Annotated in this window: 25 protein-coding genes; 2 read left to right on the forward strand and 23 right to left on the reverse strand. The window is 37.0% G+C overall.

Going from position 1 to position 25687, the window contains the following annotated elements:
* Positions 1 to 154 precede the first annotated feature (154 nt).
* From murB to ABU914_RS01650, 17 genes are all read right to left on the reverse strand, one after another.
* Positions 155 to 1078, reverse strand: a complete 924-nt coding sequence (gene murB / locus ABU914_RS01570) for a UDP-N-acetylmuramate dehydrogenase (protein ID WP_379668002.1) — start codon at positions 1076 to 1078, stop codon at positions 155 to 157.
* Between the two features lie 26 nt (positions 1079 to 1104).
* Complete coding sequence (gene spoVE, locus ABU914_RS01575; RefSeq protein WP_379668003.1) at positions 1105 to 2205, reverse strand: stage V sporulation protein E; 1101 nt, start codon at positions 2203 to 2205, stop codon at positions 1105 to 1107.
* Positions 2206 to 2255: 50 nt separating this feature from the next.
* The gene (murD, locus tag ABU914_RS01580) at positions 2256 to 3614 is read right to left on the reverse strand and encodes a UDP-N-acetylmuramoyl-L-alanine--D-glutamate ligase (protein WP_379668004.1); all 1359 of its coding nucleotides are present in this window, start codon (positions 3612 to 3614) and stop codon (positions 2256 to 2258) included.
* Between the two features lies 1 nt (position 3615).
* Positions 3616 to 4590, reverse strand: a complete 975-nt coding sequence (mraY, locus tag ABU914_RS01585; protein ID WP_379668005.1) for a phospho-N-acetylmuramoyl-pentapeptide-transferase — start codon at positions 4588 to 4590, stop codon at positions 3616 to 3618.
* A gap of 21 nt (positions 4591 to 4611) precedes the next feature.
* Positions 4612 to 5976 (reverse strand): UDP-N-acetylmuramoyl-tripeptide--D-alanyl-D-alanine ligase, encoded by a 1365-nt coding sequence (locus tag ABU914_RS01590; RefSeq protein ID WP_379668006.1) that lies wholly within the window; start codon positions 5974 to 5976, stop codon positions 4612 to 4614.
* Between the two features lie 5 nt (positions 5977 to 5981).
* Entirely contained in the window at positions 5982 to 7439 is a 1458-nt protein-coding gene (locus tag ABU914_RS01595; RefSeq protein ID WP_379668099.1) for a UDP-N-acetylmuramoyl-L-alanyl-D-glutamate--2,6-diaminopimelate ligase, read from the reverse strand.
* A 249-nt stretch (positions 7440 to 7688) separates the two neighbouring features.
* Complete coding sequence (locus tag ABU914_RS01600; RefSeq protein WP_379668007.1) at positions 7689 to 9608, reverse strand: stage V sporulation protein D; 1920 nt, start codon at positions 9606 to 9608, stop codon at positions 7689 to 7691.
* Between the two features lie 71 nt (positions 9609 to 9679).
* Positions 9680 to 11821 carry a penicillin-binding transpeptidase domain-containing protein gene (locus ABU914_RS01605; RefSeq protein ID WP_379668008.1) on the reverse strand — a complete coding sequence of 714 codons (2142 nt, stop codon included), beginning with the start codon at positions 11819 to 11821 and terminating at the stop codon, positions 9680 to 9682.
* A 24-nt stretch (positions 11822 to 11845) separates the two neighbouring features.
* Positions 11846 to 12208, reverse strand: coding sequence for a cell division protein FtsL (gene ftsL, locus ABU914_RS01610; RefSeq protein ID WP_379668009.1), 363 nt, complete (start codon positions 12206 to 12208; stop codon positions 11846 to 11848).
* 62 nt (positions 12209 to 12270) lie between these two features.
* Positions 12271 to 13206, reverse strand: a complete 936-nt coding sequence (gene rsmH, locus ABU914_RS01615; RefSeq protein WP_379668010.1) for a 16S rRNA (cytosine(1402)-N(4))-methyltransferase RsmH — start codon at positions 13204 to 13206, stop codon at positions 12271 to 12273.
* Positions 13207 to 13250: 44 nt separating this feature from the next.
* Positions 13251 to 13682, reverse strand: a complete 432-nt coding sequence (mraZ, locus tag ABU914_RS01620) for a division/cell wall cluster transcriptional repressor MraZ (protein ID WP_379668011.1) — start codon at positions 13680 to 13682, stop codon at positions 13251 to 13253.
* 199 nt (positions 13683 to 13881) lie between these two features.
* The gene (gene bshC, locus ABU914_RS01625) at positions 13882 to 15507 is read right to left on the reverse strand and encodes a bacillithiol biosynthesis cysteine-adding enzyme BshC (protein WP_379668012.1); all 1626 of its coding nucleotides are present in this window, start codon (positions 15505 to 15507) and stop codon (positions 13882 to 13884) included.
* Positions 15497 to 16420, reverse strand: a complete 924-nt coding sequence (locus ABU914_RS01630; RefSeq protein ID WP_379668013.1) for a 2-dehydropantoate 2-reductase — start codon at positions 16418 to 16420, stop codon at positions 15497 to 15499. Before ABU914_RS01630 ends, bshC begins: the two co-directional genes overlap by 11 nt.
* Before the next feature lie 200 nt (positions 16421 to 16620).
* A complete protein-coding gene (locus ABU914_RS01635) occupies positions 16621 to 17142 on the reverse strand; it encodes an RsfA family transcriptional regulator (protein WP_379668014.1) in 522 nt (173 codons plus the stop codon).
* A 75-nt stretch (positions 17143 to 17217) separates the two neighbouring features.
* A complete protein-coding gene (locus ABU914_RS01640) occupies positions 17218 to 17973 on the reverse strand; it encodes an enoyl-CoA hydratase/isomerase family protein (RefSeq protein WP_379668015.1) in 756 nt (251 codons plus the stop codon).
* Positions 17974 to 18244: 271 nt separating this feature from the next.
* Positions 18245 to 18418 (reverse strand): 50S ribosomal protein L32, encoded by a 174-nt coding sequence (gene rpmF / locus ABU914_RS01645; protein WP_379668016.1) that lies wholly within the window; start codon positions 18416 to 18418, stop codon positions 18245 to 18247.
* 25 nt (positions 18419 to 18443) lie between these two features.
* Positions 18444 to 18962 carry a YceD family protein gene (locus ABU914_RS01650; protein WP_379668017.1) on the reverse strand — a complete coding sequence of 173 codons (519 nt, stop codon included), beginning with the start codon at positions 18960 to 18962 and terminating at the stop codon, positions 18444 to 18446.
* 147 nt (positions 18963 to 19109) lie between these two features.
* On the opposite strand from ABU914_RS01650, the gene ABU914_RS01655 reads away from it, so the two are divergent.
* Positions 19110 to 20336, forward strand: coding sequence for a nucleotidyltransferase (locus ABU914_RS01655; RefSeq protein WP_379668018.1), 1227 nt, complete (start codon positions 19110 to 19112; stop codon positions 20334 to 20336).
* Here the strand turns inward: ABU914_RS01655 and ABU914_RS01660 are convergent.
* Positions 20319 to 21365 (reverse strand): SepM family pheromone-processing serine protease, encoded by a 1047-nt coding sequence (locus tag ABU914_RS01660; protein ID WP_379668100.1) that lies wholly within the window; start codon positions 21363 to 21365, stop codon positions 20319 to 20321. The two genes, ABU914_RS01655 and ABU914_RS01660, sit on opposite strands and share 18 nt — an antisense overlap.
* Positions 21366 to 21373: 8 nt before the next feature.
* On the reverse strand, positions 21374 to 22153 hold the full coding sequence (locus ABU914_RS01665; protein WP_379668019.1) for a patatin-like phospholipase family protein: 780 nt from the start codon (positions 22151 to 22153) through the stop codon (positions 21374 to 21376).
* Positions 22154 to 22257: 104 nt separating this feature from the next.
* Here ABU914_RS01665 and ylbJ point away from each other — a divergent pair, with 104 nt between their 5' ends.
* Positions 22258 to 23466, forward strand: a complete 1209-nt coding sequence (gene ylbJ / locus ABU914_RS01670; RefSeq protein ID WP_379668020.1) for a sporulation integral membrane protein YlbJ — start codon at positions 22258 to 22260, stop codon at positions 23464 to 23466.
* Between the two features lie 84 nt (positions 23467 to 23550).
* On the opposite strand, the gene coaD is transcribed toward ylbJ, so the two are convergent.
* The 4 genes from coaD to ABU914_RS01690 all read right to left on the reverse strand — a co-directional run bounded on the left by coaD (position 23551) and on the right by ABU914_RS01690 (position 25664).
* Positions 23551 to 24030 carry a pantetheine-phosphate adenylyltransferase gene (gene coaD / locus ABU914_RS01675; RefSeq protein ID WP_379668021.1) on the reverse strand — a complete coding sequence of 160 codons (480 nt, stop codon included), beginning with the start codon at positions 24028 to 24030 and terminating at the stop codon, positions 23551 to 23553.
* A gap of 13 nt (positions 24031 to 24043) precedes the next feature.
* Complete coding sequence (rsmD, locus tag ABU914_RS01680) at positions 24044 to 24601, reverse strand: 16S rRNA (guanine(966)-N(2))-methyltransferase RsmD (protein WP_379668022.1); 558 nt, start codon at positions 24599 to 24601, stop codon at positions 24044 to 24046.
* Positions 24602 to 24917: 316 nt separating this feature from the next.
* Positions 24918 to 25193 carry a YlbG family protein gene (locus ABU914_RS01685; RefSeq protein WP_379668023.1) on the reverse strand — a complete coding sequence of 92 codons (276 nt, stop codon included), beginning with the start codon at positions 25191 to 25193 and terminating at the stop codon, positions 24918 to 24920.
* A gap of 30 nt (positions 25194 to 25223) precedes the next feature.
* Complete coding sequence (locus ABU914_RS01690; protein ID WP_379668024.1) at positions 25224 to 25664, reverse strand: YlbF/YmcA family competence regulator; 441 nt, start codon at positions 25662 to 25664, stop codon at positions 25224 to 25226.
* Positions 25665 to 25687 lie beyond the last annotated feature (23 nt).

Below are 25687 nucleotides of genomic sequence, written 5' to 3' on the forward strand. Positions count from 1 at the left end.
ATAACACAATTCATATGTTCGTTACTTTGCATCTCAATGAAAATTTATTTCAAACTGTAACAAGATTTACATCTAATCACAAAAACACCTTTCTATAATTAGAAAGGTGTCTTACATTCATGAAAGAACAATAAGAATAGCGATAAACATTCTGTCAACTAACTGGGGTTTCGCCAACAATTTCAACTTCCGTTTCCAGCTCTATGTTATATTTTTCTTTAATCGTTTGTTTAATAAATGCTATTAAGTCGAGCACATCTTGCGCCTTCGCCTTGTCTTTATCTACATTTATAATGAAATTTCCATGCATGCTTGAAATCATAACGCCGCCCATTTTTTTTCCTTTTAACCCTGCTTTTTCAATTAATGCACCAGAGTGATCAGGTAACGGGTTTCGAAAGACGCTACCACAGCACGGATCGTTCCAAGGTTGTGTGTCACGCCGGTAGTCTTTATGTTTTTTCATTTCTTGTACAATACGATCTTTGTCTCCTTTTTTCAATTGCATTTCAACTTCTACGACAATTCCGCGTTCAGCTTGCAGTCGCGATGTGCGATACGAAAACTGCATATCTTTATTTGTTAGCCATTTCATCGTTCCATCTGAAAACAAAACATGTACACGCGTTACGATGTTTGACATATCTGATCCGTGCGCACCTGCATTCATATATACTGCTCCACCAACGGAGCCGGGAATACCACCTGCAAATTCTAAACCAGATAGCCCTTTTCGACTTATTATTGTCACGAGCTTTATGAGTGGATACCCGCCACCGACTACAATTCTTTCTTCATCAACATAATTAAGATGCTGAATTCCTTTTGCTAAATTGATGACGACACCTTTTATTCCGCCATCTTTTATAAGTAAGTTTGAACCTCGGCCGATTACAAACCACTCTTTTCCTGCAGTACCGATAAAGTCCATCAATCTTATTAAACTTTCAACGTCTTTCGGCTCTACATATAATTCAGCTGGACCGCCTAATTTTATTGTCGTATGTTTTGATAAAGGTTCATTTATGACAACATGACCGATATTTTCTTGACGTAATGTTTCTGCAAACTGTTCCATCAACTCTTCCTCTCTTTATATCACTTTTAGTACCTTGCATACCGGCTAATATTAAGTAAAATCCCAATACTTCCGAGCATAAGGGTTAACGACGAACCACCATAACTTAGAAAAGGTAACGTAATCCCAGTAACCGGCATTAAACCTGTCACTACACTAATGTTAATGACAACTTGAATGACGACCATCCCAATGATGCCGACTGCTAAATAACTTCCAAACGTATCGGGTGCACCACTTGCAATACTAATCCCTCTCCACAGCATAATACAAAACAAGGCTAAAACAAAAGTGCCACCTAAAAATCCTGTTTCCTCAACGAGTATTGAATAAATAAAATCTGTTTGTGGCTCTGGTAAATAAAAAAACTTTTGTCGGCTTTGTCCAAGACCTAACCCCATAATTCCTCCTGGACCGATCGCATATAACGATTGAATAATTTGAAAGCCGCTACCGAGAGGATCACTCCACGGATCTAAAAACGATGTAATTCGTTGCATACGATACGGTGCTGAAATGATCAATGCACCTAATCCAATTAAACCGATAAGGCCAAGCCCGAAAAAGTGTGATATTCTCGCACCAGCTATGTAAATCATGACAATACAAGTTCCGACCATGACAACCCCAGTTCCTAAATCGGGTTGTAACATAATCATTCCAAAAGCGAGAAAAATTAAAGATAAAGAAGGCAATAAACCTTTGCGAAACGTTATAATATACTTCTGATTTTCCGTTAAAAATCGTGCTAAAAAAATAATCATCGCAATTTTCATAAATTCAGAAGGTTGAATTGAAAATGCTCCGACGCCAAGCCAACTTCTCGCTCCGCCACGAACAAGACCGATGCCAGGAATCAATACGATAATTAAAAGAATAAAACAAACGATGAGCAACACTTTCGACCATTTTCGCCAAACCCAGTAGTCTATGTTCATAACGAACAACATCACAGCGATTCCGATACCGGCAAAGAGAAATTGTCGCTTAACAAAAAAGAAAGAGTCATGAAAACGATAATCAGCCCATACTGCACTCGCACTGTAAACCATAATAAGTCCGATCATTAATAACAAAAGTGTGGATACGATTAATAAATAATCAGGCTTATCTCTTTTCTTCACCATCATGCGAAACACCTCAAAACACTTTCGTTTTCGCAACAGTTAACAGCCTGTCACACTTTTAATTTATGCACACTATTTATAAACATGTCTCCTCTTTCTTCAAACGTTTTATACTGATCCCAACTTGCGCAAGCAGGTGAGAGTAAAATCACATCCCCTTCAGTTGAAAATTCATAGGCGGTTCGAACTGCTTCTTCCATTGATTGTACAATTTTTGTTGAATGCACACCCGCTCGTAATGCCGTTTGCTGAAGCTTTTCCGCGGTTTCTCCGAAAGAGACGACAGATTTTACATGTTTTTTAAAAACGGGAATGAGTTCATCAAATCCGTTACCGCGATCTAACCCGCCCGCTAATAAGATAACTGGAGCGTCAAACGAAGTGATCGCTTTCTCAGTCGCGAGTAAATTTGTCGCTTTTGAATCGTTATAAAATTTTCGTCCATCCACTGTTACAATGTACTCAAGGCGATGTTTCACACCTTGAAATGTCGTGAGTACTCGCTCAATCCATTCATTTTGTACGCCATAAAGCTTTGCAACTGCGATAGCAGCTAATACATTCTCCAAATTGTGTTCTCCTGGAAGTGCTATCTTTGTTGTTGAGATAATCGGTTCATCATTAAAATGAACGATACGATTGTTTACCCAAGCACCATTCGCAAGCTTCTTTTTTTGAGAAAAAGGGATGAGAGTCGCCGCACATTTTTTTGCAATTGCCGTGACAAGTTCATCATCTGCATTGTAAATGAAAAAATCTTCTTGTGACTGATTCATACAAACATTTGATTTTGCTGCTACATAGGCCACTTTCGATCCGTGGTAATCAAGGTGAGCATCAAAAATATTAAGTAATACGGAAACTTTCGGTTTAAATTCGACGATGCCCATTAATTGAAAGCTCGAGAGCTCAGTAACAATCACGTTTTCTTCAGAAGCATCTGTAGCAACATCAGATACGACCGTACCAATATTGCCCGCAATGAGAGGCTGCTGATTACTTTCTTTTAATAACTCGTTAATAAGCATTGTCGTTGTCGTTTTTCCGTTAGAACCCGTAATCCCGATAAATTCTGCCTTCGACACTTGGTAAGCTAACTCAACTTCTGTAATAACGGGAATGTTTCGTTTTTTAGCTTCTTCGATAAGCGGATTGTCATAGCGAATCCCTGGATTTTTCACGATTAGATCAAAATCGTTATCAAGCAAATGCAAAGGGTGCCCACCACAAACAACTTCAATTCCGAGTTGCTCAAGTTCTTTCGCTTTTTCATTTTCTTCATAACGCTTTAAATCGTTCACAATAAGAGAAGCGCCTAATTGATGCAAGAGTAGAGCCGCTGAATATCCACTTTTCGCTAACCCTAAAATTAAAATCTTTTTATTGTTGTACATCCTAAGTTGTTTCATATTACACCCACACCTCTAAGTAAATTCCGAGTGCTGCAAATAAAAAACCGACGATCCAAAAGGTAACAACGACACGCCATTCAGACCATCCTGATAATTCATAATGATGGTGGATTGGAGTCATTTTAAACACTCGTTTTCCTGTTAGTTTAAAAGAAATCACTTGTATGATGACTGATAATGTTTCAATGACGAAAATGCCACCGATAATCATTAACAGAAGTTCCATTTTTGCTAAAATTGCAACGGAAGCCAGTGCCCCTCCTAAAGCTAAAGAACCGGTATCACCCATAAACACTTTCGCTGGATGAGCATTAAAAACTAAAAATCCTAGAACAGCCCCAACGATGGCAGCTGAAAAAATCGCAACTTCAAATTGTGACTCGTTCCAAGTTAACACAGCAAATGTGCCAAAAGCTACCGCTGCTGTTCCAGCTAACAAGCCATCAAGCCCATCTGTTAAATTGACAGCATTGGACGTTCCAACGAGCATAAAAATAATCAGAAATGGATATAGTAAACCTAGATCAATGGCTAAATCCGTTCCTGGAACAACAATGTTCGTAGAATGTCCCGTTCTAAGTAGCCCGAAATAAAAAATCAGCGAAACAATTAGTTGCCCGATCAATTTCTGTTTTGATGTTAAACCGAGATTGCGTTTTAATACAACTTTAATAAAATCATCGATAAAACCGATCAGTCCGAAACCGAGCGTTACTACTAATAACAAAACAATCTCAGAAGACCATTCTAAGCGATAATAAACAGCAATGCTAGCCGCTGCAAGCCCAGAAAGTAAAATAACAACGCCTCCCATCGTAGGCGTTCCAGATTTTTTTTGATGCCATTTTGGTCCTTCATCACGGATACTTTGACCAAATTTTAGCCGCTTTAAAAAAGGGATGACAAACGGTGATAATATAACGGCTATGATAAAAGCTCCAAGCAATGTATAAATGAGTGTCTTTATAAGCATAATGCCAAACCTCTCTTTTCACTAACGACTAACGAGATTTTCAACGATCGATTCAAGCTTCATTCCACGTGATGCTTTAAATAACACGACGGTTTCCGATGTTAACCTTAATTCAAGTTGAATGAGAGCTTCTTCTTTTGAATGACAAAAAATAACATCGCCCTCCCACTTTCGTTCAAGCAACGCTTCGCCAATCCAGATGCCTTTATCTCCGATACAAATTATCGTATCGATATCGTCTCCAACATAATTTGCGACTTTTTCATGCAATGATTTCTCGCTTTCTCCAAGTTCATACATATCCCCTAAAACTGCTATCTTCTTTTTATAATCTTGGAGCAGTGAAAGTGATTGTAGCGCCGCGATCATCGAAGTAGGGCTCGCATTATATGCGTCATTAATTAGCAATGACCCATTTTTCCCTCTCTCTCGCTGCAATCGCATTCCTGTCAACTGGATGCTTGCTAATCCTTTTTGGATCTTCTTTTCCGCAACTCCTAAATATTTGGCTAAAACTATCGCATACAAAGCGTTTTTTACGTTATGTTTACCTAGCAGTGGTAGTTTATAAGTCGAACGTTCATCATTTAAACGAAACACTTGCTCATGTTCATTACTAGAAAGAAGTGTAATCTTTTTTTCATTATGATCACTAAACCCACATGAAATAACATGCGTATTTTTTAACTTTGATGGTAGCAATGGCTCATCACCATCGATGAGTAACATTCCTTGCTCAGCTAAGCCATCGCATATTTCTAGTTTTGCTTTTGCGATATTTTCACGAGTACGCAACTGTTCTAAATGGGAATCTCCAATATTCGTAATGATTGCAAAATGAGGCTTTGCGAGTTGACTAAGAAATGAAATTTCACCAAAATGGTTCATACCCATTTCTAAAATAAGTACTTCGCAGCTTTCCTCCATTGAAAGTATCGTTAATGGCATTCCAATGTGATTATTAAAATTCCCTTGTGTTTTATGCGTTTGAAACGTACTGCTTAACAAAGAAGAAACGAGATCTTTTGTCGTCGTCTTCCCATTGCTTCCCGTAATCGCGATAACAGTAGGCTGAACTTTCTCTAAAAATTTTTTTGCCGTCCTTTGCAAAGCTTTTAAAGTATCATTGACAACGATAAACGGAATTTTATTTTGAAGATGTTTCGGAATTTGTTTTTCTTTTTGCCAATATGTTGCAACAGCACCATTATCAATGGCTTCCTCAATAAAGTCATGACCGTCGAATCGCTCCCCTTTGATGGGAATAAATAACCCATTATTCACACGCTCTTTACTATTCGTAAAAACATTTTCAATCCGTTGATTTTTTTTAATTCCTATAACGGTTTCTCCAATCGATTCAAAAAAAGTAAGCTGCTGTTTCATACGCTTTAACCTCTCTTTATCGCCTCACGAGCAACTGCACGATCATCAAATGGATAAATCTGCTTTCCAATAATTTGTTCTGTCTCATGCCCTTTTCCAGCAATTAAAATGACATCTCCTGGTTCAGCCTGTTCAATTGCGTATTCAATCGCTGCCTTCCGATCGACAATCGTTTTAAAATTGCCTTGTAAATGACGAGTCATATCACGGATAATGTCGTTCGGATCTTCGCTTCGTGGATTATCAGAAGTAAAAATCGCTTCATCTGCATGTTGTACAGATATTTTTCCCATGAGAGGACGTTTCAATTTATCACGATCTCCACCACACCCGACAACAACAAATACTTTCTTGTTTGCAAATTCTTTAATTGTTTTCAATACGTTTAGTAAACTGTCTGGTGTATGTGCATAATCAACGAGAACGGTAAAATCTTGGCCTTCATCAATTAATTCAAATCGACCTGGCACCCCTTCTACTTGTTCTAAGCTAGATTTAATCTCAGCAAGTGAGAGACCAGAGACGAGACATGCTGCACATGCTGCAAGCGCATTGTACACACTAAACATTCCCATTAATTTCATCGTTATTTTTTCGTTGCCGAACGGCGTACATAACATAAAACTCGTACCGTTACTTGACAACGTAATCTGCTGTGCAGAAATATTAGCGTCCTTTTCGATTCCGTACGTTATAACTTCAGCTGCAGTAATTGTACGATAATAAGCAGAAGCTGGATCGTCATGATTTAAAATTGCGTATTTTTTCCGATTTTTACTATATGTATTTCCTAATTGTGAAAAAAGAATTCCCTTCGCTTGTTTATAAGCATCCATCGTTTCATGGTAATCTAAATGATCTTGTGACAAGTTCGTAAACAGGGCAATATCAAAGTCGCAACCGCGAACACGACCGAGGTGTAGAGCGTGAGACGATACTTCCATAATTGCTGTGCCTGTACCGCCTAGAACCATCTCATAAAACATCTTTTGCAATGCTAATGATTCTGGCGTCGTATTGGCAACCTCATGCTCAACACCGTTAATTTTAGTGTTAATCGTTCCGATTCTACCTGTTTTTCTGCCAGCATCTTCAAATATTTTATCAATTAAATAGGTCGTCGTCGTTTTTCCATTCGTTCCAGTAATTCCAATTAAATGTAATTTATTTGTCGGTGATTGATAAAATACATCCGCAAGAATTGCCATTGCTCGTTGAGAGTCTTTAACTTGAATAGTTGGAACATCTACATTCACTGGTCGTTCAACGATGAGAGCAACTGCCCCATTTTGAACCGCTTCCTTTGCAAAATCATGACCATCAACTGTAAAACCTTGCATACAAATAAATAAACTTCCTTGCGTCACCTTCCGTGAATCCATTTCAATTGAGTGAATGGTAGGATTCCCTTTCACTACCCACTTTTTTATAAATAAATGTTCAATAAGATTTTCTAGCTCCATCATTCTCAATCCTCTCGGGTGTTTACTAAGAAAGCCAAGCTTATTTCGAAAATGGTTTAGGTTTAAGTGAGAGCTGACAGTCTAATTGCCTAACAAATTTTAGGATCAATCAGTTGAGAAATCAGTTTGAAGACTAGATTAATGTTAGCAGGACCTTCTTGCTTATACCTGCACTTAACCTAGATATAGACGTTTTTCACTTTATCGCTTAGTTTATAAGCTGCCCCATATATTCTAATGCGTAGACGATTATTTGTCACCTAAATATATACGAATCGTTGATCCTTCTTTTACCTTCGTGCCAGGAGATGGAGATTGCTGAATAACTTTATGACCTGAACCGGACGAATCGATGTCAAGATTATAAAAAGCGTTATGAATTTCTTCCACGGTTTGCCCAACCAATTTTGGTACTTCAACAAGTGGGGTGTCTGTCCACGTTCTTTCTTTTTCAATTTGTTTTTTCCGCGGCTTCACTTCCATCACACTTAAACTATCTTTTATAATGTTACCAGCGATCGGGGCAGCAACTGTTCCCCCGAATTGAACCGTACCTTTTGGATTATCAACCGCTACATATACGATAATTTGTGGATCGTCAGCTGGCGCAAATCCAATAAACGAAACGATATAGTTGTTCGTTAAATATTTTCCACCAACCGCCTTTTGAGCTGTCCCAGTTTTACCGCCAACCCGAAATCCATCTATAAATGCGTTTTTCCCTGTCCCTTTTGCTACAACACTTTCTAAAGACTCGCGAATTTTCTTTGATGTCTCTTCTGAAATGACTTGGCGTTTCTTTTTTGGTGTTTTTCGCTCGATCACTCGATTCGTTTCGGGATCAATCCATTCTTTTGCAATATATGGTTCATATACATAACCGCCATTAATCGCAGCGGAAACTGCAGTAATTTGCTGAATCGGGGTTACTGAAACACCTTGGCCAAATGAGCTTGTCGCTAATTCAACAGGTCCTACATGATCAAGGTTAAATAAGATACCTGTTCCTTCTCCTTGAAGATCAATGCCTGTTTTTTCACCAAAACCAAAATTGCGAATGTACGAAAATAATGTTTCTTTGCCTAATTTTTGCCCCATATTAACAAAGCCAGGGTTACAAGAATTTTCAACAACCTCTAAAAAGGTTTGCGATCCATGACCACCTGACTTCCAACACCTTAGTCGAGCATTTGCAACTTTAACGTAGCCTGGATCATGAAAATGGTCATCGTGTAAATCAATTTTATTTTCTTCCAATGCAGCCGCCAGTGTAATAATTTTAAATGTTGAACCCGGTTCATACGTGCTCCAAACGGGTTTATTTTGGTTATAAACTTCAGGTGGAACTTCACGAAAGTTTTCTGGATTGAAATCAGGTCTGCTTGACATTCCGAGAATTTGACCTGTATTTGGATCCATTGCAATAGCCAATGCACCATCTGGTCGATAGATCGTTTCAGCATTATCAAGCTCTCGTTCAATGATCGTTTGAATTCTCGAGTCAATCGTCAACTTTAAATGAAGCCCGCTTTGTGAAGGTGTATAATCATCAGATAAAAACGGCATTCTATTTCCTTTTGCATCAGCGTAAAATTCAACCCGACCTTTTTTTCCACTCAATTCTTCATCATAACTTTTCTCTAAGCCTGTTAATCCTTGATTATCTATGCCAGCGAAACCGAGCACATGTGATAAGTAACTCCCAAATGGATAATGACGTTTGTTATCTTCAGCAATGTATACTCCTGGAATACGTAACTTGCGAATTTCATTCGCTTTTTCATTTGAGATTTTCCTTCCTTCGGGATGAATCCACGCTGACGAAGCTTGTCTCGTTAATATTTTGTATACCTTATCTTGTGGCATATCCAAAATAGAAGCTAACTGTTCAGAAGCAGCATGAGCGTCCTTCACTTGTCTTGGGACGACAAGTACAGAAGGTGCACTCACGTTTTTTGCCAACGCAATGTCGTTCCGATCTAAAATTTCACCACGTTCTGCTTCGAATGGGATGTTCCGACTCCAAGAGTCCTTTGCTTTTTCTGTCAACCATTCTCCTTGAACGATTTGAACATAACCTAAGCGAATGACTAAAATTAAAAAAATAACGATCCCGATTAAAAAAGCAAAAATTAATCTTCTTCGTACTGTTACATTTGAAACGCGCAAAGTGAGGACCCCCCTATCCCTTAACTCGCTTCAAATATATGCTTGGACGAAAGTAATTAGACTTGTCTTTTCTAATCGTTTGGGGGTGATAATTCAAGCTTAATCGTATCGCCTTCTCGAACAATTTCATTCGCTTCAATATTTTGCTTCGTTACGTAACCAGATCCTTTTATCTCTGATTTTAATTTCATTATGTCAATGAATTTTAGTACATCTGCTAACGACCACGATGTTAAATCAGGAATCTTCACATGACCTTCGCTTTTCAGAATAATTCGTTCTCCTTGTAAAACCGTTGATTCTGGATACGGAATTTGTGCAGTTACGTTACTTTTAGAATTGCCTAAAGCTTCTACTTTAAGACCTTTATCTTCTAGTGTTTTACGTACTTGTTCTAACGGCTTCCCGCTATAATCTTCTAATGTGATGCCGTCATCGTCCCCACTTGAACTTCCCCCTGTTTTTTTAGTTTCATCGGGTTTAATATTTAAATACTGCAAACTATTTTTCATAATTCCTTTAAAAAGCATTGCAGTCGCTTGCGCTCCTGTCTGAAATTCTTCTAAATTCGGACGATCAACCGCCGTATAGACGATTAACTCTGGATCATCTTTTGGAGCAAATCCGATGAAAGAATAGATGTTTTTCCCCCAGCCTTTCATATAACCTCCGTTAGGCGAAGGAATTTGGGCCGTTCCAGTTTTGCCCGCAATTTGATACCCTTCTATCGCAAATGGTTGTCCCGTCCCATCTTCAACAACGGTTTCTAGTAAATCTAACACTTTTTTTGCAGTTTCTTGAGAGATCGGTGTACCCGCTGTTTTTGGTTTTACTTCTTTCACTGTTTCATTAGTTTCAGAGTCAACAATTTTTTGAGTAATATGAGGCTGCATCATTACTCCATTATTAGCAATTGCAGTTGCAGCTTGAATTTGCTGGATAGGCGTGACAGCTGTTCCTTGCCCAAATGATGTCGTTACCTTTTCTATTTCTGCTTCGTATTGAATGGCACTATTCACTTCGTCTGGTAAGTCAATACCTGTTTTTTTATCAAACCCAAATTTTACTAAATATTGATATAAACGATCTAGTCCGATTTTATCTCGTGCTAAAATCGAAAATCCAACGTTTGACGAACGACGCACCCCTTCATCGAACGTTATACTTCCCCAACCTTGACCATTGTTATGATCTGAAATCGTATCACTATATACTTTATAACGTCCCGATTTAAATTGTTCATTTCCATTATAGACACCTTCTTCTATTGCGGCCGCTAATGTGAAAATCTTCATCGTTGAGCCGGGTTCATATCGAGATGAGATCGCATCGTTCGAAAAATTAGTTACATCTCGTTTATTCGGGTTAAAACCAGGTCTGTTACCCATCGCTAAAACTTCGCCAGTTTTTGGATCAACAACGATTGCAATCGCCCGTTCAGGCTTATATTTTTTAACAACTTTATCTAACGACTGCTCAACAAAAAGCTGGATATTTTCATCAATCGTTAAATAAACATCTTTTCCATGTTGTGGCTTTTCAACTTTTTCATCCGGAATTGGCAATTTAACACCCGTACGATCACGTTTAAATGTTACTTCACCGTTTCTTTCCGTTAATTCGTCATTTAATTTTTGTTCTAAACCCATTATCCCAACTTGGGATTTATCATCGACATTTTCATTTGTAAATCCAATCACATGTGATGCAAATGCTTGATTAGGATAGTAACGTTTTGATTGACGGACAAATCCAATCCCATCAAGTCCTAACTCTTCAATCTTATTTTTCTTCGCTTGAGTAAGTTTGCGTCCATGTGAACCAAACTCAACTTGAAAGCGTCCTTCCTGATTTAATTTATTTTCAATTTCTTCTTTTTGCAGTCCAAGAATTGGCGCAAGCAGTTCAGCCGTTTTTTCTGGATCTTTTACATGATTTGGATAGGATTCATCGACAATGGCATATATCGTGTATGACGGTATGTCTTGAGCAAGCACATTCCCTTTTCGATCATAAATGGAACCTCGTTTAGCTTCAATAATTTTTGTATCTGTCCATACTTTCTCAGCTAAAACATTTATTTCAGTTCCGTTAACTTTTTTCGACACTTCAATATATAAAAATCGAGAGAATAATAAAATAAAGAGCAGCAAAAACAGGAATAGTATCGTCGCTGCTCCACGGTTTATATTCGGGTTTTTCAATCGCTTCATTGCCATTCACACTCGCGTATCAAGTTACTCTGTAATGACTTTCACATTCTTTTCATCTAATGACAAACCTAACTTTTCTTTAGCGATAGTCATAATTCGATCGGGATCACTCAATTCTGTCACTTGGAGTTGAAGGTCTTCATTTATACGGACTCTGTTTTCAACTTCAGCTTGCAATACATGTACATCACGGTTTAATGATTGAATTGTTGCATAATTTGAGATGACAAAAATGGAAGCAAGGAAAAATACGATAGCTAATACAGTTAGCAATACGACTTCCCCTTTCGTTATTCTACCTTTTTCCACAATCACTGTCGACGATCGGTTTATTCGCTGTTGTGCTTGTTCTTGTTTTTCACGTAATTGATATGCAACATTTCCCATTTTAACTCCTCCTATCTATCTACTATATTGACGTTTCTACGAGCGAAATGAATGTAACATATTCAATTTATTTTTTCTGCCACTCTCAATTTTGCAGAACGAGATCTTCGATTGTTTTCAATCTCTTCTTCTGACGGTTCAATTGGCTTTCTCGTAATGATTTTCAAAGCAGGGGTTGCAAATTTTGGAACAACAGGTAATCCGCGTGGCAATTCCGGTCCTTCACTCGCTTCTTTAAATACTGTTTTACAAATTCGATCTTCCAACGAGTGAAAAGTAATGACCGCTACCCTTCCAGAAATAACTAACAACTCTATGCTAGCTTTTAAAGCTGTCTCAAATGCGGTTAATTCATCATTGACTGCAATTCGTATCGCTTGAAACACTCTTTTCGCTGGATGTCCACCTTTCCTTCTTGCTGGAGCGGGAATGGCATCTTTTATAATGTCGACTAACTCCCCAGTCGTTTCAAGTTTTTTTCGCTGTCGAGTTTGTTCAATTTTCCTTGCAATTTGCTTTGAAAATCTTTCTTCACCGTATTGAAAAAAGATTGAAACAAGTTTTTCATACGACCATTCATTTACCACCTCATATGCTGTTAATGACGAGCGCCTGTCCATCCTCATATCAAGCGGGGCGTCTTGCTGATAACTAAATCCCCGTTCAACTTCATCTAATTGCGGAGAAGAAACTCCTAAATCAAATAAAATACCATTCACTTTATTTACTTGTCGACTAGACAATTGTTTAGTTAAATTTATAAAATTTTCATGGATAAACGTAAAATTAGTAAAGTTAGAAAAATGCTCTTGTGCAAAGCGGGCTGCTTCCGTATCTTGATCGAAAGCGTATAAATGTCCTTCAGGAGATAATTTTTCCAAAATTTTCAAGCTGTGACCGCCTCTTCCAAACGTACAGTCAACGTAAATCCCTTCAGGATGAATATTTAGTTTTTCAACGGCTTCATTTGCTAATACGGTCTCATGCTTCTTTCCCATGTCTACTCCCACTTTTAGAAGTTAATCTCAAGTTTTTTGTACGATCACATTTCAAAATCAATTAGGCTTTCAGCAATTTCTCCAAATGAATCTTCTGAATCAGAATAATACTTTTCCCATAAAGCCGTACTCCATATTTCGATACGGTTTGAAACCCCGATTATCGTACATTCTTTTTCTAACTGTGCGTACTTTCGTAGTGTTGGAGCAATATTGACACGACCTTGCTTATCTAACTGGCATTCAGTCGCTCCAGAGAAAAAAAATCTAGTAAACGCTCTTGCATCTTTTTTCGTAAACGGTAATGATTTCAATTTGTTTTCTAACACTTTCCATTCTTCAAGAGGGTATCCAAATATGCACTGATCTAATCCGCGAGTCAGCACAAACGTAGAACCAAGTTCATCACGAAACTTTGCTGGAACGATCATTCTGCCCTTTTCGTCAATGTTATGTTCATATTCCCCCATGAACATGGCTCATTTCCCCCACTTTCTAAATCTAATCTACCACATCCCTCCACAATGTACCACCTTTTTTTAGAAATTCCGTAACAAAATAAAAAATCCTGCCAAAAAGGCAAGATTTTTTTCATTTTATTTTAGATGCGTAGTCAAAAAAAGAAGCGAGCGAAGCGTTCGAATAAAAACATTACTTCTCTGAGCTTCTAAACTCCTATAAAAACAAGATGTAATGCTTTGACTCATTAACTTGATGTTCAATTATCAACTGATCGATAAACTCAATTCCATACCGATTGATATAATAAAAAACATTCCACATTCTTTCTTGTAAACCTCCGTTAGGAACTAAGGTCGCCTCAATTTTCTTAAAAAGACCTATCTCATATGAATGGCGATGCTCATACATCTGCTCGATTCTTCGTTCCATATAATCGAGTTGTTCCATAATCAGTAGCCGATTTTTTTCTGATATTTGACCTAAATTATGATCCAATGACCAAGCAAATTTTCGAAGATTTGCATGTGCTAAATCAATCAAATGTTTCGTTTCTTGTACGATCGATTCAGCATGGTCTCCCTTTTGCTTTTCGAACCATTCATTCCGATACTTACTCACACCAGATGAAAGAATTGTTTGAAGTGGAAGCTGTAAATTTTGCATCCATTTATTCACATTTCTCTCGACAATTGTAACGTGCATCCGCGGCACGATCGGAGGCATTTTTTTATTAAAAAGTGTAAATAGCGGTTTTAGCTGTGCCCAATATGTAATTTCACCCGGTCCCGCAACAAAAGCTAACGTCGGAAATAAAAATTCTTGCATTAATGGCCGTGTGACAACATTGTTACTCAATTGTTCAGGATGTTGCTCACAAATTATTTCTAATTCTTCTTTCGTCAATTTGACGTCGATGTCTTTCAATGTATAAACATCATCATTTACATGATAGAGTAGTTGTCTTTCATCATTAACGTGATAAAATAAATGCGCGCACCTAGGCTCCGACTCCACTCCAGCAGGGTATCCATCTTTTACGATGTTGTTTCGTTGCTCTTGAAATGCATGCCGCAATTTTTCGTTCTGTTGGATAAGTTCCTTAAAAAAAGGTGATTCAATTTTCCTAATGTTTTCGTTAGCGGAATCGACGAAAACAAGACCATATTTTTCAAAAAATGCTGCCATAATACGAATGAAGAACTCTGTTACATTGTTCGAACCTTCTAATTTTTCAGCAATAAATTGAAGAACTGCTTCGGAATGTTCCGTCTCTCCAAACAAAGCAAATACATTCTCAATCCACGCTTTCATTTCACGATGATTGATTTCAATGTTTGTAACTGGTCGTTTACTATTATTCGGTCCAGAATACTTTTCTTTTACAAGTTGATGATCTTTTAAAAGCCATATATGATTAATTTCTTCGTAATCGTGATCTTCACCAGCAACCCAAAACACAGGAACAATCGGTGATTGTAACTTTTTTTCAAGCTGTTTTGCATGCACAATTGTTGAAATCGCTTTATAAATCGTATACAAAGGACCTGTTAAAAATCCTGCTTGTTGTCCTGTTATTACAACTGTACTATCTTTTTCTCGTAGCTTTTTAATGTTTTCAAACACTTTCGGATGCGTTGAAAACAGCTCATTAAACTGAAGCAAATGTTCGACGAGCGCTTCACGCGGAAAGTGCCGATCACTAAGCTCGTGTTTCCGATTTATGTAAGTTTGTAAATCTTTATAATCGTATTCAAAATAAGCTTGTGCTTTTTTCTCTCCTAATAAATAATCAGTGACAAGTTTATTTGATTTTGGAAGAGTACATTCGTCAATTACCATTTTGTCGTCCTTCCTTTTTGTCTAATTGTTCATAGGCTTTAATACTGTTAAATATAAATATTGTATAAGGTACATTGATACCTTGCTCTTTTGCACGTTCAATAATATAGCCACTTATGGCATCAATTTCAGTTCTCCGTTTCGCTTGAATATCCCGTAACATAGATGATTGATTTTTAGCTGTTTGTTTACAAATTGTTACGACATAATCCCATAACTTTTGTTCTTCTAATTCTAAAACTCGTACCGTCTCATGAAACAAGTTCCGCATAAGCTTAAAAAGATAATCGTTTGTTAATAGTGTACCATTCGTGACTTGAAATATTGCAGTTAAAGGGTTTATGACTGCATTTGCGACTAATTTATAAGCGAGCATCTCATACCAATCCGTTTGAAACTCGATTGGAAAATATGGTGTACCCCATGATTGTATAAACGCGCATAAAGAATGATTTCCTTTTTCAGTATAGTAAGCAATTTTTGTTTTCCCTAATCCTGTATGAATCACTTTATTTTCATTTATTTTCGTAGCTCCGTGCTCAACGATTCCGAGTATGATTTGACAATGATGTAATTCTTTCAAATGTGAAAGGTGTCCCATTCCATTTTGAATGAATATAAAAGTTTTTCCATCACTATTCTGTTTTAAAAACGGTAAAACGGTTGCAAGTTGATATTGTTTTACAGTGACTATAATGATAGGATCTATTATCTTTTCCTCTAACGTCAACTTATTTGCTCGAACACGGACATGTCTATCGTTTCCATCATACGTTAAATAGACCCCTTCTTCTTCTAGTTTTTTTGCTTGCGTTTTCGTCCGTGTATATAATGTTACTTCGACTCCGGCATGTTTTAAATGTGCTGCAATTAACAATCCAATTGCGCCCGCTCCGATGATAGAAACTGCCACAATACTATCCCTCATTTATTATTATCAAAAAGGAGAAACACTTTTGTCATCCTTCATTAACTAAGATCAATATCAATCCTATAACTGCATAGATTTCAACAACGTTCATTATATTGTAACATACAAAATTATTTTTGCTTAAAAATGTGCACAAACAAAAAGCCCCTAACCTTGACGACAGTTAAGAGCTCCACTAGCAACTAAATATTTTCTTTCTTTTCATCTTTCTGAAACGAAACAACTTTACTAGCTCTTTCAATAATTTCAAACATCGTTGTATAGTCTTTCTTTAACATTTCATTTTCTTGTTGTAATTCCGTCAATTGTTTTTCATACTCTTTTTTTAACTGGTCCAATTGTTTCTGCAAATTTTCATTTTGGGCTTTCAGTTGTGCAATCGTCTGATCGCTACCTGACAACGTTTTCAAAAACTGGATTACATCATTGATTGTCATGTTCTCTTGTTCATTGTTATCCTTTTTTGTTTCACTCGTATGTCGCAATCTCCGTTCTTGCTTCGCTAATGTAATTGCTTTCTCATATCTTTTACGAATTAATGAATTCCAGCGAAAGCCACAAGCAGCTGGTGTTCTCGACAGTTTTACACCGACATCCTTAAATGCCGCTAATTGTGTACTACCTTGACGTATATGCTTTAAAACTGTTTCAGCTAAAAATAAATCTTCTTCTTCTGACCATGCATCTTGGCGCTGTCCAGCCATTCTATCTACTCCTTTCACAAACTTTGCATTCTAATGAAATCATATGCACATACTAGAGAAGATAGAATACAAAAACTATTTATTCAAAAATTTTTGAACAGCGTCATGATGTTCATCTGACTCCCATAGTTTTGCACAAGTCTTGATTTCCTTTTCGATGTTGCCAAGTACTTTTGATCTGTGAAGTCGCTGAAGCCACATTTGTTTATAAGCTGAAAGAACGTCGTTACTTTGATTTAAGTAAGGTGTCAATATTTTCTCACATTGTTCTTTCAAATCACCTTCTTCGATAAGGAAATGAATAAATCCTTCTTCAAATCCTTTTTCACTCGAAATAAGTTGTGAAGATAGTAAATAATGTAATGCGAGAGTAGGTGTAATTCGTTCATACAACATCGTTCCCCCGCCCCATCCTGTTGTAATTCCAAGCGTACCTTGAACAAATCCAAATTTTACGCCTCGTTTAGCTATGCGAAAATCACAAGCAGTGGCTAACTCACAACCGCCACCGACTGCTGCACCGTTCAAAAGAGCAACTGTCGGTTTTTTAAATAAAAACAGTTGCTTTAAGACACTTCCCATTTTAGAAAGCATCGCATACGCTTCTTGTTCGGAATGCAATGAATGGAATAACGTTAAATCTCCCCCAGAACAAAATGCCCTTTCACCGCTACCAGTAATCACTAACAATTGGTCATTCGTATTTTCGATTTCTGTTAAAACCGTACTGAGTTCATCCATCATGTCATAGTTGACAGCATTTCTTATTTCGGGACGGTTCAATGTAATCCATGAAATTCCTTTCCGTCGTTCCCAAACTAATGTTTTCAAACCTTTATCCCTCCAAATTTCTTACACACAAAAAAACATCCCCTTACTTGTCTGACGTTATGAACGAAACAATCTTTTATGAACGTAAGCACGACGTATCAAACGCCACTATCTCTCACTTGTCGATTTCATTCCGCTACATCGCTAATGTTGTTTAGGTGAAACACACAACGTTTGTACATTGTTCGATATGTTCCTAAGCGTTGAAATGATGCCTTATAACTAATTGTGACAAATAAAGAAAAAGCAGAGAGCAAAAAACTCTCTACTTTTAGTCAGACATAATCTCTTCACCTTTATAAGTGCCGCATGATTTACAAACACGATGAGACAATTTATATTCACCACAATTTGGGCATGTTACCATACCAGGAACTTTAAGCTTTATGTGTGAACGTCGCATATTTCTTTTCTTTTTTGATGTACGTCGTTTAGGTACCGCCATGCTTCCCACCTCCTTTAAAACAATGCTAACGGTCGTCTTTGTCTTTCTTAAAAAATTCGGCTAACTTTTCCATCCTCGGATCTATTTTATCCTTTTTCTCTTGACCAGTTACAATACCCCAACCTTCACCAGACGATTTTACTTTTGCTTCTGGATGTACGACTTTCATCGGTATCGAAAGTAAAATCGCTTCTTTTATCATTGGCATGAGATCAATCAGTTGACCTTCAATTTCATGAATTATTTCATTTTCTTCTTCATCAATTCGTACATCTTGATTAATTTGAAAAGATTCAATCGTATCGATTGAAAAGGGATAATCAACATCTTCTAACGTTAACGAACATGGAAGTACCATTTGACCTGAAATATTTAAATGAAATGAAATAAGCGAGTCAGACACAAATACATCACCTTTAACTCGTACAGGTGAAATATTTCGAATTTGGCGATCTCTTTGCTTTAAATCATCGACTCGCACAGATTCATCAAATGAGAGCGTTTCATTTCCAAGTCGCTTTAGTTCTTCTACTGCCCATTTCATGACGATCACCTCGAAACAACAAGTGTAATTATAACGATCATTTAAATCCTTGTCAATCTATTTTCTTTACAGTCTTTCCGACGAATTTAACTTCTAGTATAATTTAATGAAAAGTGATGGTCTCTAATGAGAGAGGAATTGATAAACATGAAATCAGTCGGAATTATCGTAGAATATAACCCCTTTCACAACGGACATGCTTATCATGTCCAACAAGCAAAAACAATAAGCAATGCCGATATTGTCATTGCAGTTATGAGTGGGTATTTCCTTCAACGTGGTGAACCAGCACTTGTAAGTAAGTGGGCAAGAACAAACATGGCACTTAGAGCAGGTGTTGATATTGTTATTGAACTTCCATATGCATTCGCAACGCAAAAAGCCGAAGTATTTGCGAATGGCGCCATTTCACTACTTCATGCGCTCGGTGTCGACTCCCTCTGTTTCGGAAGCGAGGAAGGCAATATTACTCCTTTCCATGAACTTGTAAATTTTTACAAAAAAAATGAAGGTGTCCTCGATGTTGCGATAAAAAAAGAAATAAAAAAAGGAGTGAGCTATCCAAAAGCAGCAGCAAGTGCATTTCATGTTTTAAAAGAAGAAGGCTTACTCGACTTAAGCTTACCAAACAACATATTAGGCTTCCATTATGTGAAAGCGATTAAAGAGAAGCAAGCCGAGATTGAAGCTTTTACAGTCGCCCGTACAAAATCTGGTTATCATGATCCAGCACCGAAAGATCGTTCAATTGCTAGTGCAACGAGTATTCGCAATGAACTGAAAAGCACGAATCATTTAAAGGCCATTCAATCATTTGTGCCTAACACAACCCTAGCGATTTTAGAAAAAGAATATGCAAGCCATGGCCAATTTGTTAGTTGGGAAAAACTCTTTCCTTTTTTAAAGTACCGACTTCTTACCGCGCCATTAGACGAGTTGCAAATGATTTATGAAATCGAAGAGGGAATTGAGTCTAGGCTCGTGTCACGAGTAAAGGATGCGCAGTCATTTCAAAAATTTATAGAAAGCGTTAAAACGAAACGGTTTACTTGGACTCGGCTCCAACGAATGTGTACTCACATTTTAACTAATGCGAAAAAATGTGAAATGGCTGAAGCACTTGAAACGAAAGAAGCCGACTATATCCGCCTACTTGGAATGTCGCTGAACGGACAATTGTATTTGAATCAAATGAAAAAAAACATCTCGCTACCATTCATATCGAAGTATTCAAAGCATCATCAAGATTTATTAAAACTTGATGTCGTTGCTGCGCACACTTATGGACTCGCGTTTCCACCCCCGGTTCGAGAGCAATTTATAAAAGCTGAATATACGATGCATCCTATCATTCAATCACCTTTTCGGTTGTAACGATTGTAAGTAGTCAATCGCTTCATGAACTGTATTCACTGGAATTACTTCCATCTTTGTATTAATATCAGCTGCAGCATGTTTCGCATCTTCATAGTTTCCGCCCGCGACTGGAGCGAAAAAGACTTCAGCACCCGCATTGTCTGCAGCTACGAGTTTTTGTTCAATTCCTCCGATAGCTCCAACCGTTCCATCTTCAAAAATTTCTCCTGTTCCTGCGATTTTATAGCCTTTTGTTAAATCCTCTGTCGTTAGTTGATTATAAATTTCAAGCGTAAACATTAACCCTGCGGAAGGACCTCCAATATTGTGCGTATCAAAGTGAACGTCTCGCTTTGTTGCGACAGATTTTTTTGTAACCGGACCGACAATTCCGATCCCATATTGCTTTTCTCCTTTTTCAGAATACGTGTCTGGAAATTGTTGAACACTCACATCTATTGATAATGATTTTCCATCTCTTTCAATTTCGAAACGAACAGTGTCACCCTCCTTTTTTTCTTTTAAATAATCTACTAACTGTTCAGCTTCAGTTATGATGTTTCCGTCAGCTTGTGTAATCACATCGCCAACTTTCATCTGTTTAGCTGCAGGCATATTTTCAATGAATCCCGCTACTATAACCCCTTCATTTTTAACCTCGACCTGTTCATTCGCCAACTGAAAAGCGACGAGCGTTGCCATTTGTTGTGAACTCTCCATTATTTTTAACTGACGATGATCGTAATCACGATCACTTTCCCAATCTCTTCTAATTTGCTTTTCCGAAAATATAAATTGATACTTATTGAAATGAGCAGCAATATATTGAATGACGTTTGCCTTTCCCATCCTTATCGTTGTTAACATTAAATCACCTTCATCTTCATAACCTCCTTCAATCTTAATCATATCATCTAGCGATTCAGCATCACCTGGATATGTAACGTAATATGGTAACTTAATCAAAACGAATAAGACAAAGATTAGAAAAAAAGTAAATACGCTATATAATTTCCGTTTTACTGAACGTTGCTCTCTCACTTTCATATTCACTTTTACTCCTTCCAACTTGCAATTCTCTTTTTTATCGTAGCAAGTTGTTTCTCTGTTTCTCTTTTTCCTATTTCTATTAGCTCTTCAGCCGCATCAAACGAGCGTAAACTATAATTATTCACATTGGGACGAATAATGACATCTGTTGTATTTAACTCATGAAAACGAACCATTTCATGTTGCATAATATCAATACTTTGTAAAATAACATCAATCACTGAATTCATTTGTGGCTTTGTTTTTAAAGTAGAAACATCAGCAGCAATTATAATGTCAGCGCCCATCTCTTTCACGACTGAAGCTGGAACACGATCTACAACACCTCCATCGACGTACAATCTTCCATTATGTTCTTCTGGAACGAAAATACCTGGAATACTAATACTTGCTCTAATTGCATCTGCAATTACTCCTTCTCGAAACAATACTTTCTCACCATTTAGTAAATCCGTTGCTACGATTGTTAATGGAATTTTAAGTTCCTCTATCCTCTTCCCTTTCGTTAAAAGATAAAGAAGTTCTTTAATTCTTTTGCCACTGATGAAACCCATTTTCGGAACAGTAAAATCTAAATAAAACTTTTCATGAAATAAGTAAGCAAATTGCTCCAATGTTGCACCATCATGACCCATACAATACAGTGCTCCAACTAATGAACCGATACTACTTCCAGCTACAAAATCAATCGGAATGTTATGCTTTTCCAACACTTGAAGTACACCGATATGAGCTAGTCCGCGGGCACCTCCCGCACCTAATGCAATCCCCACTTTCGGCTGCATCGTTCCACCTCTTCAAATTGGTCTAAAAAAAGTTGTGAACACGTATAGTTTAACGAATGGACAAACTAAAACACAAAATGTATTGCGTGGTGATGAAAAACTTAATGGCATCTAAATTAACAACAGTTTTATACGCGTTAACAGTTACGTTTATCGGTCTAAGTATTATTATATCGCCTAAAGATTCAGTAGAGGCAGCATTAAACGGGTTAAAAATATGGGGAAGTAACGTTTTCCCTTCACTTTTTCCATTTTTCGTCGTTTCTGAGATTATGATAGCCCTTGGCGTAGTTAATTTTATTGGAGTATTGCTTGAACCATTAATGCGTCCGTTATTTCGTGTTCCTGGTGTTGGAGGTTTCGTGTTTGCAATGGGAGTCGCATCAGGCTTTCCAGCCGGGGCAAAGTTTACATCCCGGTTACGACAAGAAAAACAATTAACTTCTATTGAAGCAGAAAGACTAGTAACGTTTACGAACTCCTCAAATCCTTTATTCATGGGTGGAGCCATTGCAGTTGGCTTTTTTCACAATGCAACATTAGCTGTTTTAATTATGGCGAGCCACTATTTAGGTAATTTACTTGTCGGTCTCACTATGCGTTTTCACGGTAAACGAAATGAAATCGTTTTTACCAAATCTTCGATTCAATCGATTTCACTGAAGCAAGCTTTTTCAGAAATGCATCAAAAAAGAATTAACAATAAGCGAACACTCGGTAAGATTTTAGGTGATGCAGTAAATTCAGCAACCCAAACACTGTTAATGGTCGGTGGATTTATCATTCTTTTTTCAGTGTTAAACAATGTACTCAGTTTAATTAACGTAACACAAACCATAGCGCTTACGTTAGGATTTATCATTACAATTTTTTCAATTTCAGCAGAATTAAGCGGTCCTTTTTTTTCTGGTTTGTTAGAGATTACAAACGGAGCACAACTTATAAGTGATACGAAAGAAAGCTCTCTTTTCCATCAAATGATCGTCGTCAGTTTTATTTTAGGTTTTAATGGTTTTTCAATTCAAGCTCAAGTAGCAAGCTTTCTAGCTGAAGCGCAAATTCGATTCTGGCCTTATTTTGTTGCGAGAATCCTTCATGGGCTTTATGCAGCAATCTTTACAATTTTATTATGGAAACCTTTAAACAATAAATATTCTTATACTGACGTGCCGACAACAACACCTCAGAATAGTGTAACAACAACTGATTTTTTTATGAATGTTTGGTCAATTTTAAATGTTTATGGGACATCAATTACGGTCAGTATGCTTTTGCTCTTCATTATATTAAAGGTGCGAAAAACCTTCATCTGACCAATCACTTATATCTATTAATCGAAAAAAATCAGGCAATGGAATGTTTTTCCTTGCCTGTTTTTATCATATCATGAGCTTATTTCACGAAAATTTCTGCTTTAATGCTTCTTCAACTACTGGCGGAACGAGACCTGAAATGTTACCTTTGTACTTCGCAACTTCTTTTACAATACTGGAGCTTAAAAAAGAGTATTCGTTATTGGTCATAATAAAAAATGTTTCAATGCTATCATCTAACTTACGGTTCATCGAAGCAATTTGCATTTCGTACTCGAAATCCGAAACGGCGCGCAATCCTCGTAAAATAACATTTGCATTAACTTTTTTCATATAATCGATCAATAAACCATCAAATGAGTCAATCGTTACATTGTTTAAATCTTTCGTCGATTCTTTTAACATTTCTAGACGTTCTTCAACTGTAAATAGCGGTTGCTTATTTATATTGTTTAAAACACCGACTATGACTTTGTCAAAGACTGCTGAACCTCTTTTGATGATATCAATGTGTCCTAATGTAACCGGATCAAAGCTTCCCGAACAAACCGCAATGGTTTCCATAACAATTCCCCCTTTACTCCTCCTCGTAAAAATAAATCGAAATGACTGTACTTCCATACCCTTCAGACTTTCGCTTTCTTACATCACATATAATGTCAGGTAATTCTAATTCTCGCGAATGTTCAACAATGATTTGTCCGTTGTTATGTAATAAATTAAATAATAAGAGTGTTTCTATCTCTTCTATAACTGTCTTCTTATTGTAAGGCGGATCTAAAAAAATATACGAAAATTGAATATCCCTTTTTTTAAGTGCTTTCAATGCGTTTTTTGCTTCATTGCGATACACTTCAGCATATTCACTATATTTTGACCTTTCTAAATTCCATTTAATTGTTTGGATCGCTTTACGATCACGGTCGACAAAGATTACTTTTGAAAGCCCTCTGCTTAGAGCTTCAATCCCGAGCGCCCCGCTACCAGCATATAAGTCCAAGCCTAAACCACCTTGAAAATAAGGTCCTATCATATTAAAAATGGCTTCCTTAATTTTATCAGTAGTCGGTCTCGTTGAACTACCCGGAACCGGCTTTAGTATAATTCCTTTTCGATCACCAGCAATAATCCGCACAGCCTACACTCCAGATGTAAAAATGTTGAACATTGTTGAAAATTAAGAATAAGTTTACAAACTCATCCTATCACAAATTGGACATAATTATAAATAAAAAATACTTGATATGTATACATTTTTTTGAATTAGCTCATACTATTTGTAACAACATCGTATAACTGATGTTGTGCCAACATCGGAAAAGCTTACTTTTCCCCATAAGCTTAATCCGATTTCTCCTCTCCCATTGCCTCAATGGATAGAGGCTCCTGCAGAATTATCCTGCAGGGATTTTTTATTTTGTTAAAAAATATAAACCCAGTATTTCTGGGTTTTAAAAGCCAATTTTTAATTCATATTCTTTTTCTTTATCATTTCTTACCTTTTCATACTCTGTCTTTAAATAAGGTCGAAAAGAAGGTTGAACTAATTTTACAAATGAAAATGAATTTAATTTTTCAACTGTCTGTTCCAAATCTTCTTTTGAACAATACAATATTACGTATTTCATTTTTCTTGACACATAAATTACGTGTCCAAATCGACGTAAATTTCGGGTATGTTTTAATGAATATAGCCAAACTGAGAGACCGACACGTTCATTAATCATTGTATTCTCCTATATCGTTTAAACATTTCATTATCGACAACCACAAGAACCACCTACACCACACCCACCTTGACAACTTCGATTATCAAAAAATGGGTTCCCAGTCGGAACTTTAATATGCGGAGAAACTGCGTCAGCAATAATCCGACTCACTTCATTTAACAGTTGCTCAAGCCCTGCTTCTGCTTTTTTGAACTGTGCGATTGATTCATGTAAATCGAGTTTTCGTTTTAGCTCACGCATCTCTTTCGAAACGTTATGAAAATCAGGATGATATTTTCCAAAACGCTGTACTTCTTCATATTTTTCTTTCATCTGGATAAATTGAGCAATCAATAGCTGAGCATCGACATCTTCGTTTAATGCTTTTTTTGTTCGTTTATAATTTATCGCAATTTCAGATTGCGCAATGTACGTTGCTAACAATTCGGAATTTTCGATCACTTCTAATAAATTACTCGTCGCAATCAAATAGTAACACCTCCGTCTGACTC

The organism is Pueribacillus sp. YX66 (assembly GCF_041725775.1).
GTDB lineage: Bacteria > Bacillota > Bacilli > Bacillales > UBA6769 > Pueribacillus.

Bases quoted from the DNA above. Each gene is read 5' to 3' on its own strand.
- ABU914_RS01665 (WP_379668019.1), bottom strand. From the start codon at position 22,153: ATGCAGCCGAAAGTGGGGATTGCATTAGGTGCGGGAGGTGCCCGCGGA.
- ABU914_RS01595 (WP_379668099.1), bottom strand. From the start codon at position 7,439: ATGGAGCTAGAAAATCTTATTGAACATTTATTTATAAAAAAGTGGGTA.
- rpmF (WP_379668016.1), bottom strand. From the start codon at position 18,418: ATGGCGGTACCTAAACGACGTACATCAAAAAAGAAAAGAAATATGCGA.
- spoVE (WP_379668003.1), bottom strand. From the start codon at position 2,205: ATGGTGAAGAAAAGAGATAAGCCTGATTATTTATTAATCGTATCCACA.
- coaD (WP_379668021.1), bottom strand. From the start codon at position 24,030: ATGGAAACCATTGCGGTTTGTTCGGGAAGCTTTGATCCGGTTACATTA.
- murD (WP_379668004.1), bottom strand. From the start codon at position 3,614: ATGAAACAACTTAGGATGTACAACAATAAAAAGATTTTAATTTTAGGG.
- bshC (WP_379668012.1), bottom strand. From the start codon at position 15,507: ATGGTAATTGACGAATGTACTCTTCCAAAATCAAATAAACTTGTCACT.
- ftsL (WP_379668009.1), bottom strand. From the start codon at position 12,208: ATGGGAAATGTTGCATATCAATTACGTGAAAAACAAGAACAAGCACAA.
- ABU914_RS01685 (WP_379668023.1), bottom strand. From the start codon at position 25,193: ATGATTAATGAACGTGTCGGTCTCTCAGTTTGGCTATATTCATTAAAA.
- mraY (WP_379668005.1), bottom strand. From the start codon at position 4,590: ATGCTTATAAAGACACTCATTTATACATTGCTTGGAGCTTTTATCATA.
- ABU914_RS01635 (WP_379668014.1), bottom strand. From the start codon at position 17,142: ATGGCTGGACAGCGCCAAGATGCATGGTCAGAAGAAGAAGATTTATTT.
- ABU914_RS01650 (WP_379668017.1), bottom strand. From the start codon at position 18,962: ATGAAATGGGCAGTAGAAGAACTAAAGCGACTTGGAAATGAAACGCTC.
- ABU914_RS01660 (WP_379668100.1), bottom strand. From the start codon at position 21,365: ATGAAAGTGAGAGAGCAACGTTCAGTAAAACGGAAATTATATAGCGTA.
- ABU914_RS01605 (WP_379668008.1), bottom strand. From the start codon at position 11,821: ATGAAGCGATTGAAAAACCCGAATATAAACCGTGGAGCAGCGACGATA.
- ABU914_RS01655 (WP_379668018.1), top strand. From the start codon at position 19,110: ATGAAATCAGTCGGAATTATCGTAGAATATAACCCCTTTCACAACGGA.
- murB (WP_379668002.1), bottom strand. From the start codon at position 1,078: ATGGAACAGTTTGCAGAAACATTACGTCAAGAAAATATCGGTCATGTT.
- rsmH (WP_379668010.1), bottom strand. From the start codon at position 13,206: ATGGGAAAGAAGCATGAGACCGTATTAGCAAATGAAGCCGTTGAAAAA.
- ABU914_RS01590 (WP_379668006.1), bottom strand. From the start codon at position 5,976: ATGAAACAGCAGCTTACTTTTTTTGAATCGATTGGAGAAACCGTTATA.
- ylbJ (WP_379668020.1), top strand. From the start codon at position 22,258: ATGGCATCTAAATTAACAACAGTTTTATACGCGTTAACAGTTACGTTT.
- mraZ (WP_379668011.1), bottom strand. From the start codon at position 13,682: ATGTTCATGGGGGAATATGAACATAACATTGACGAAAAGGGCAGAATG.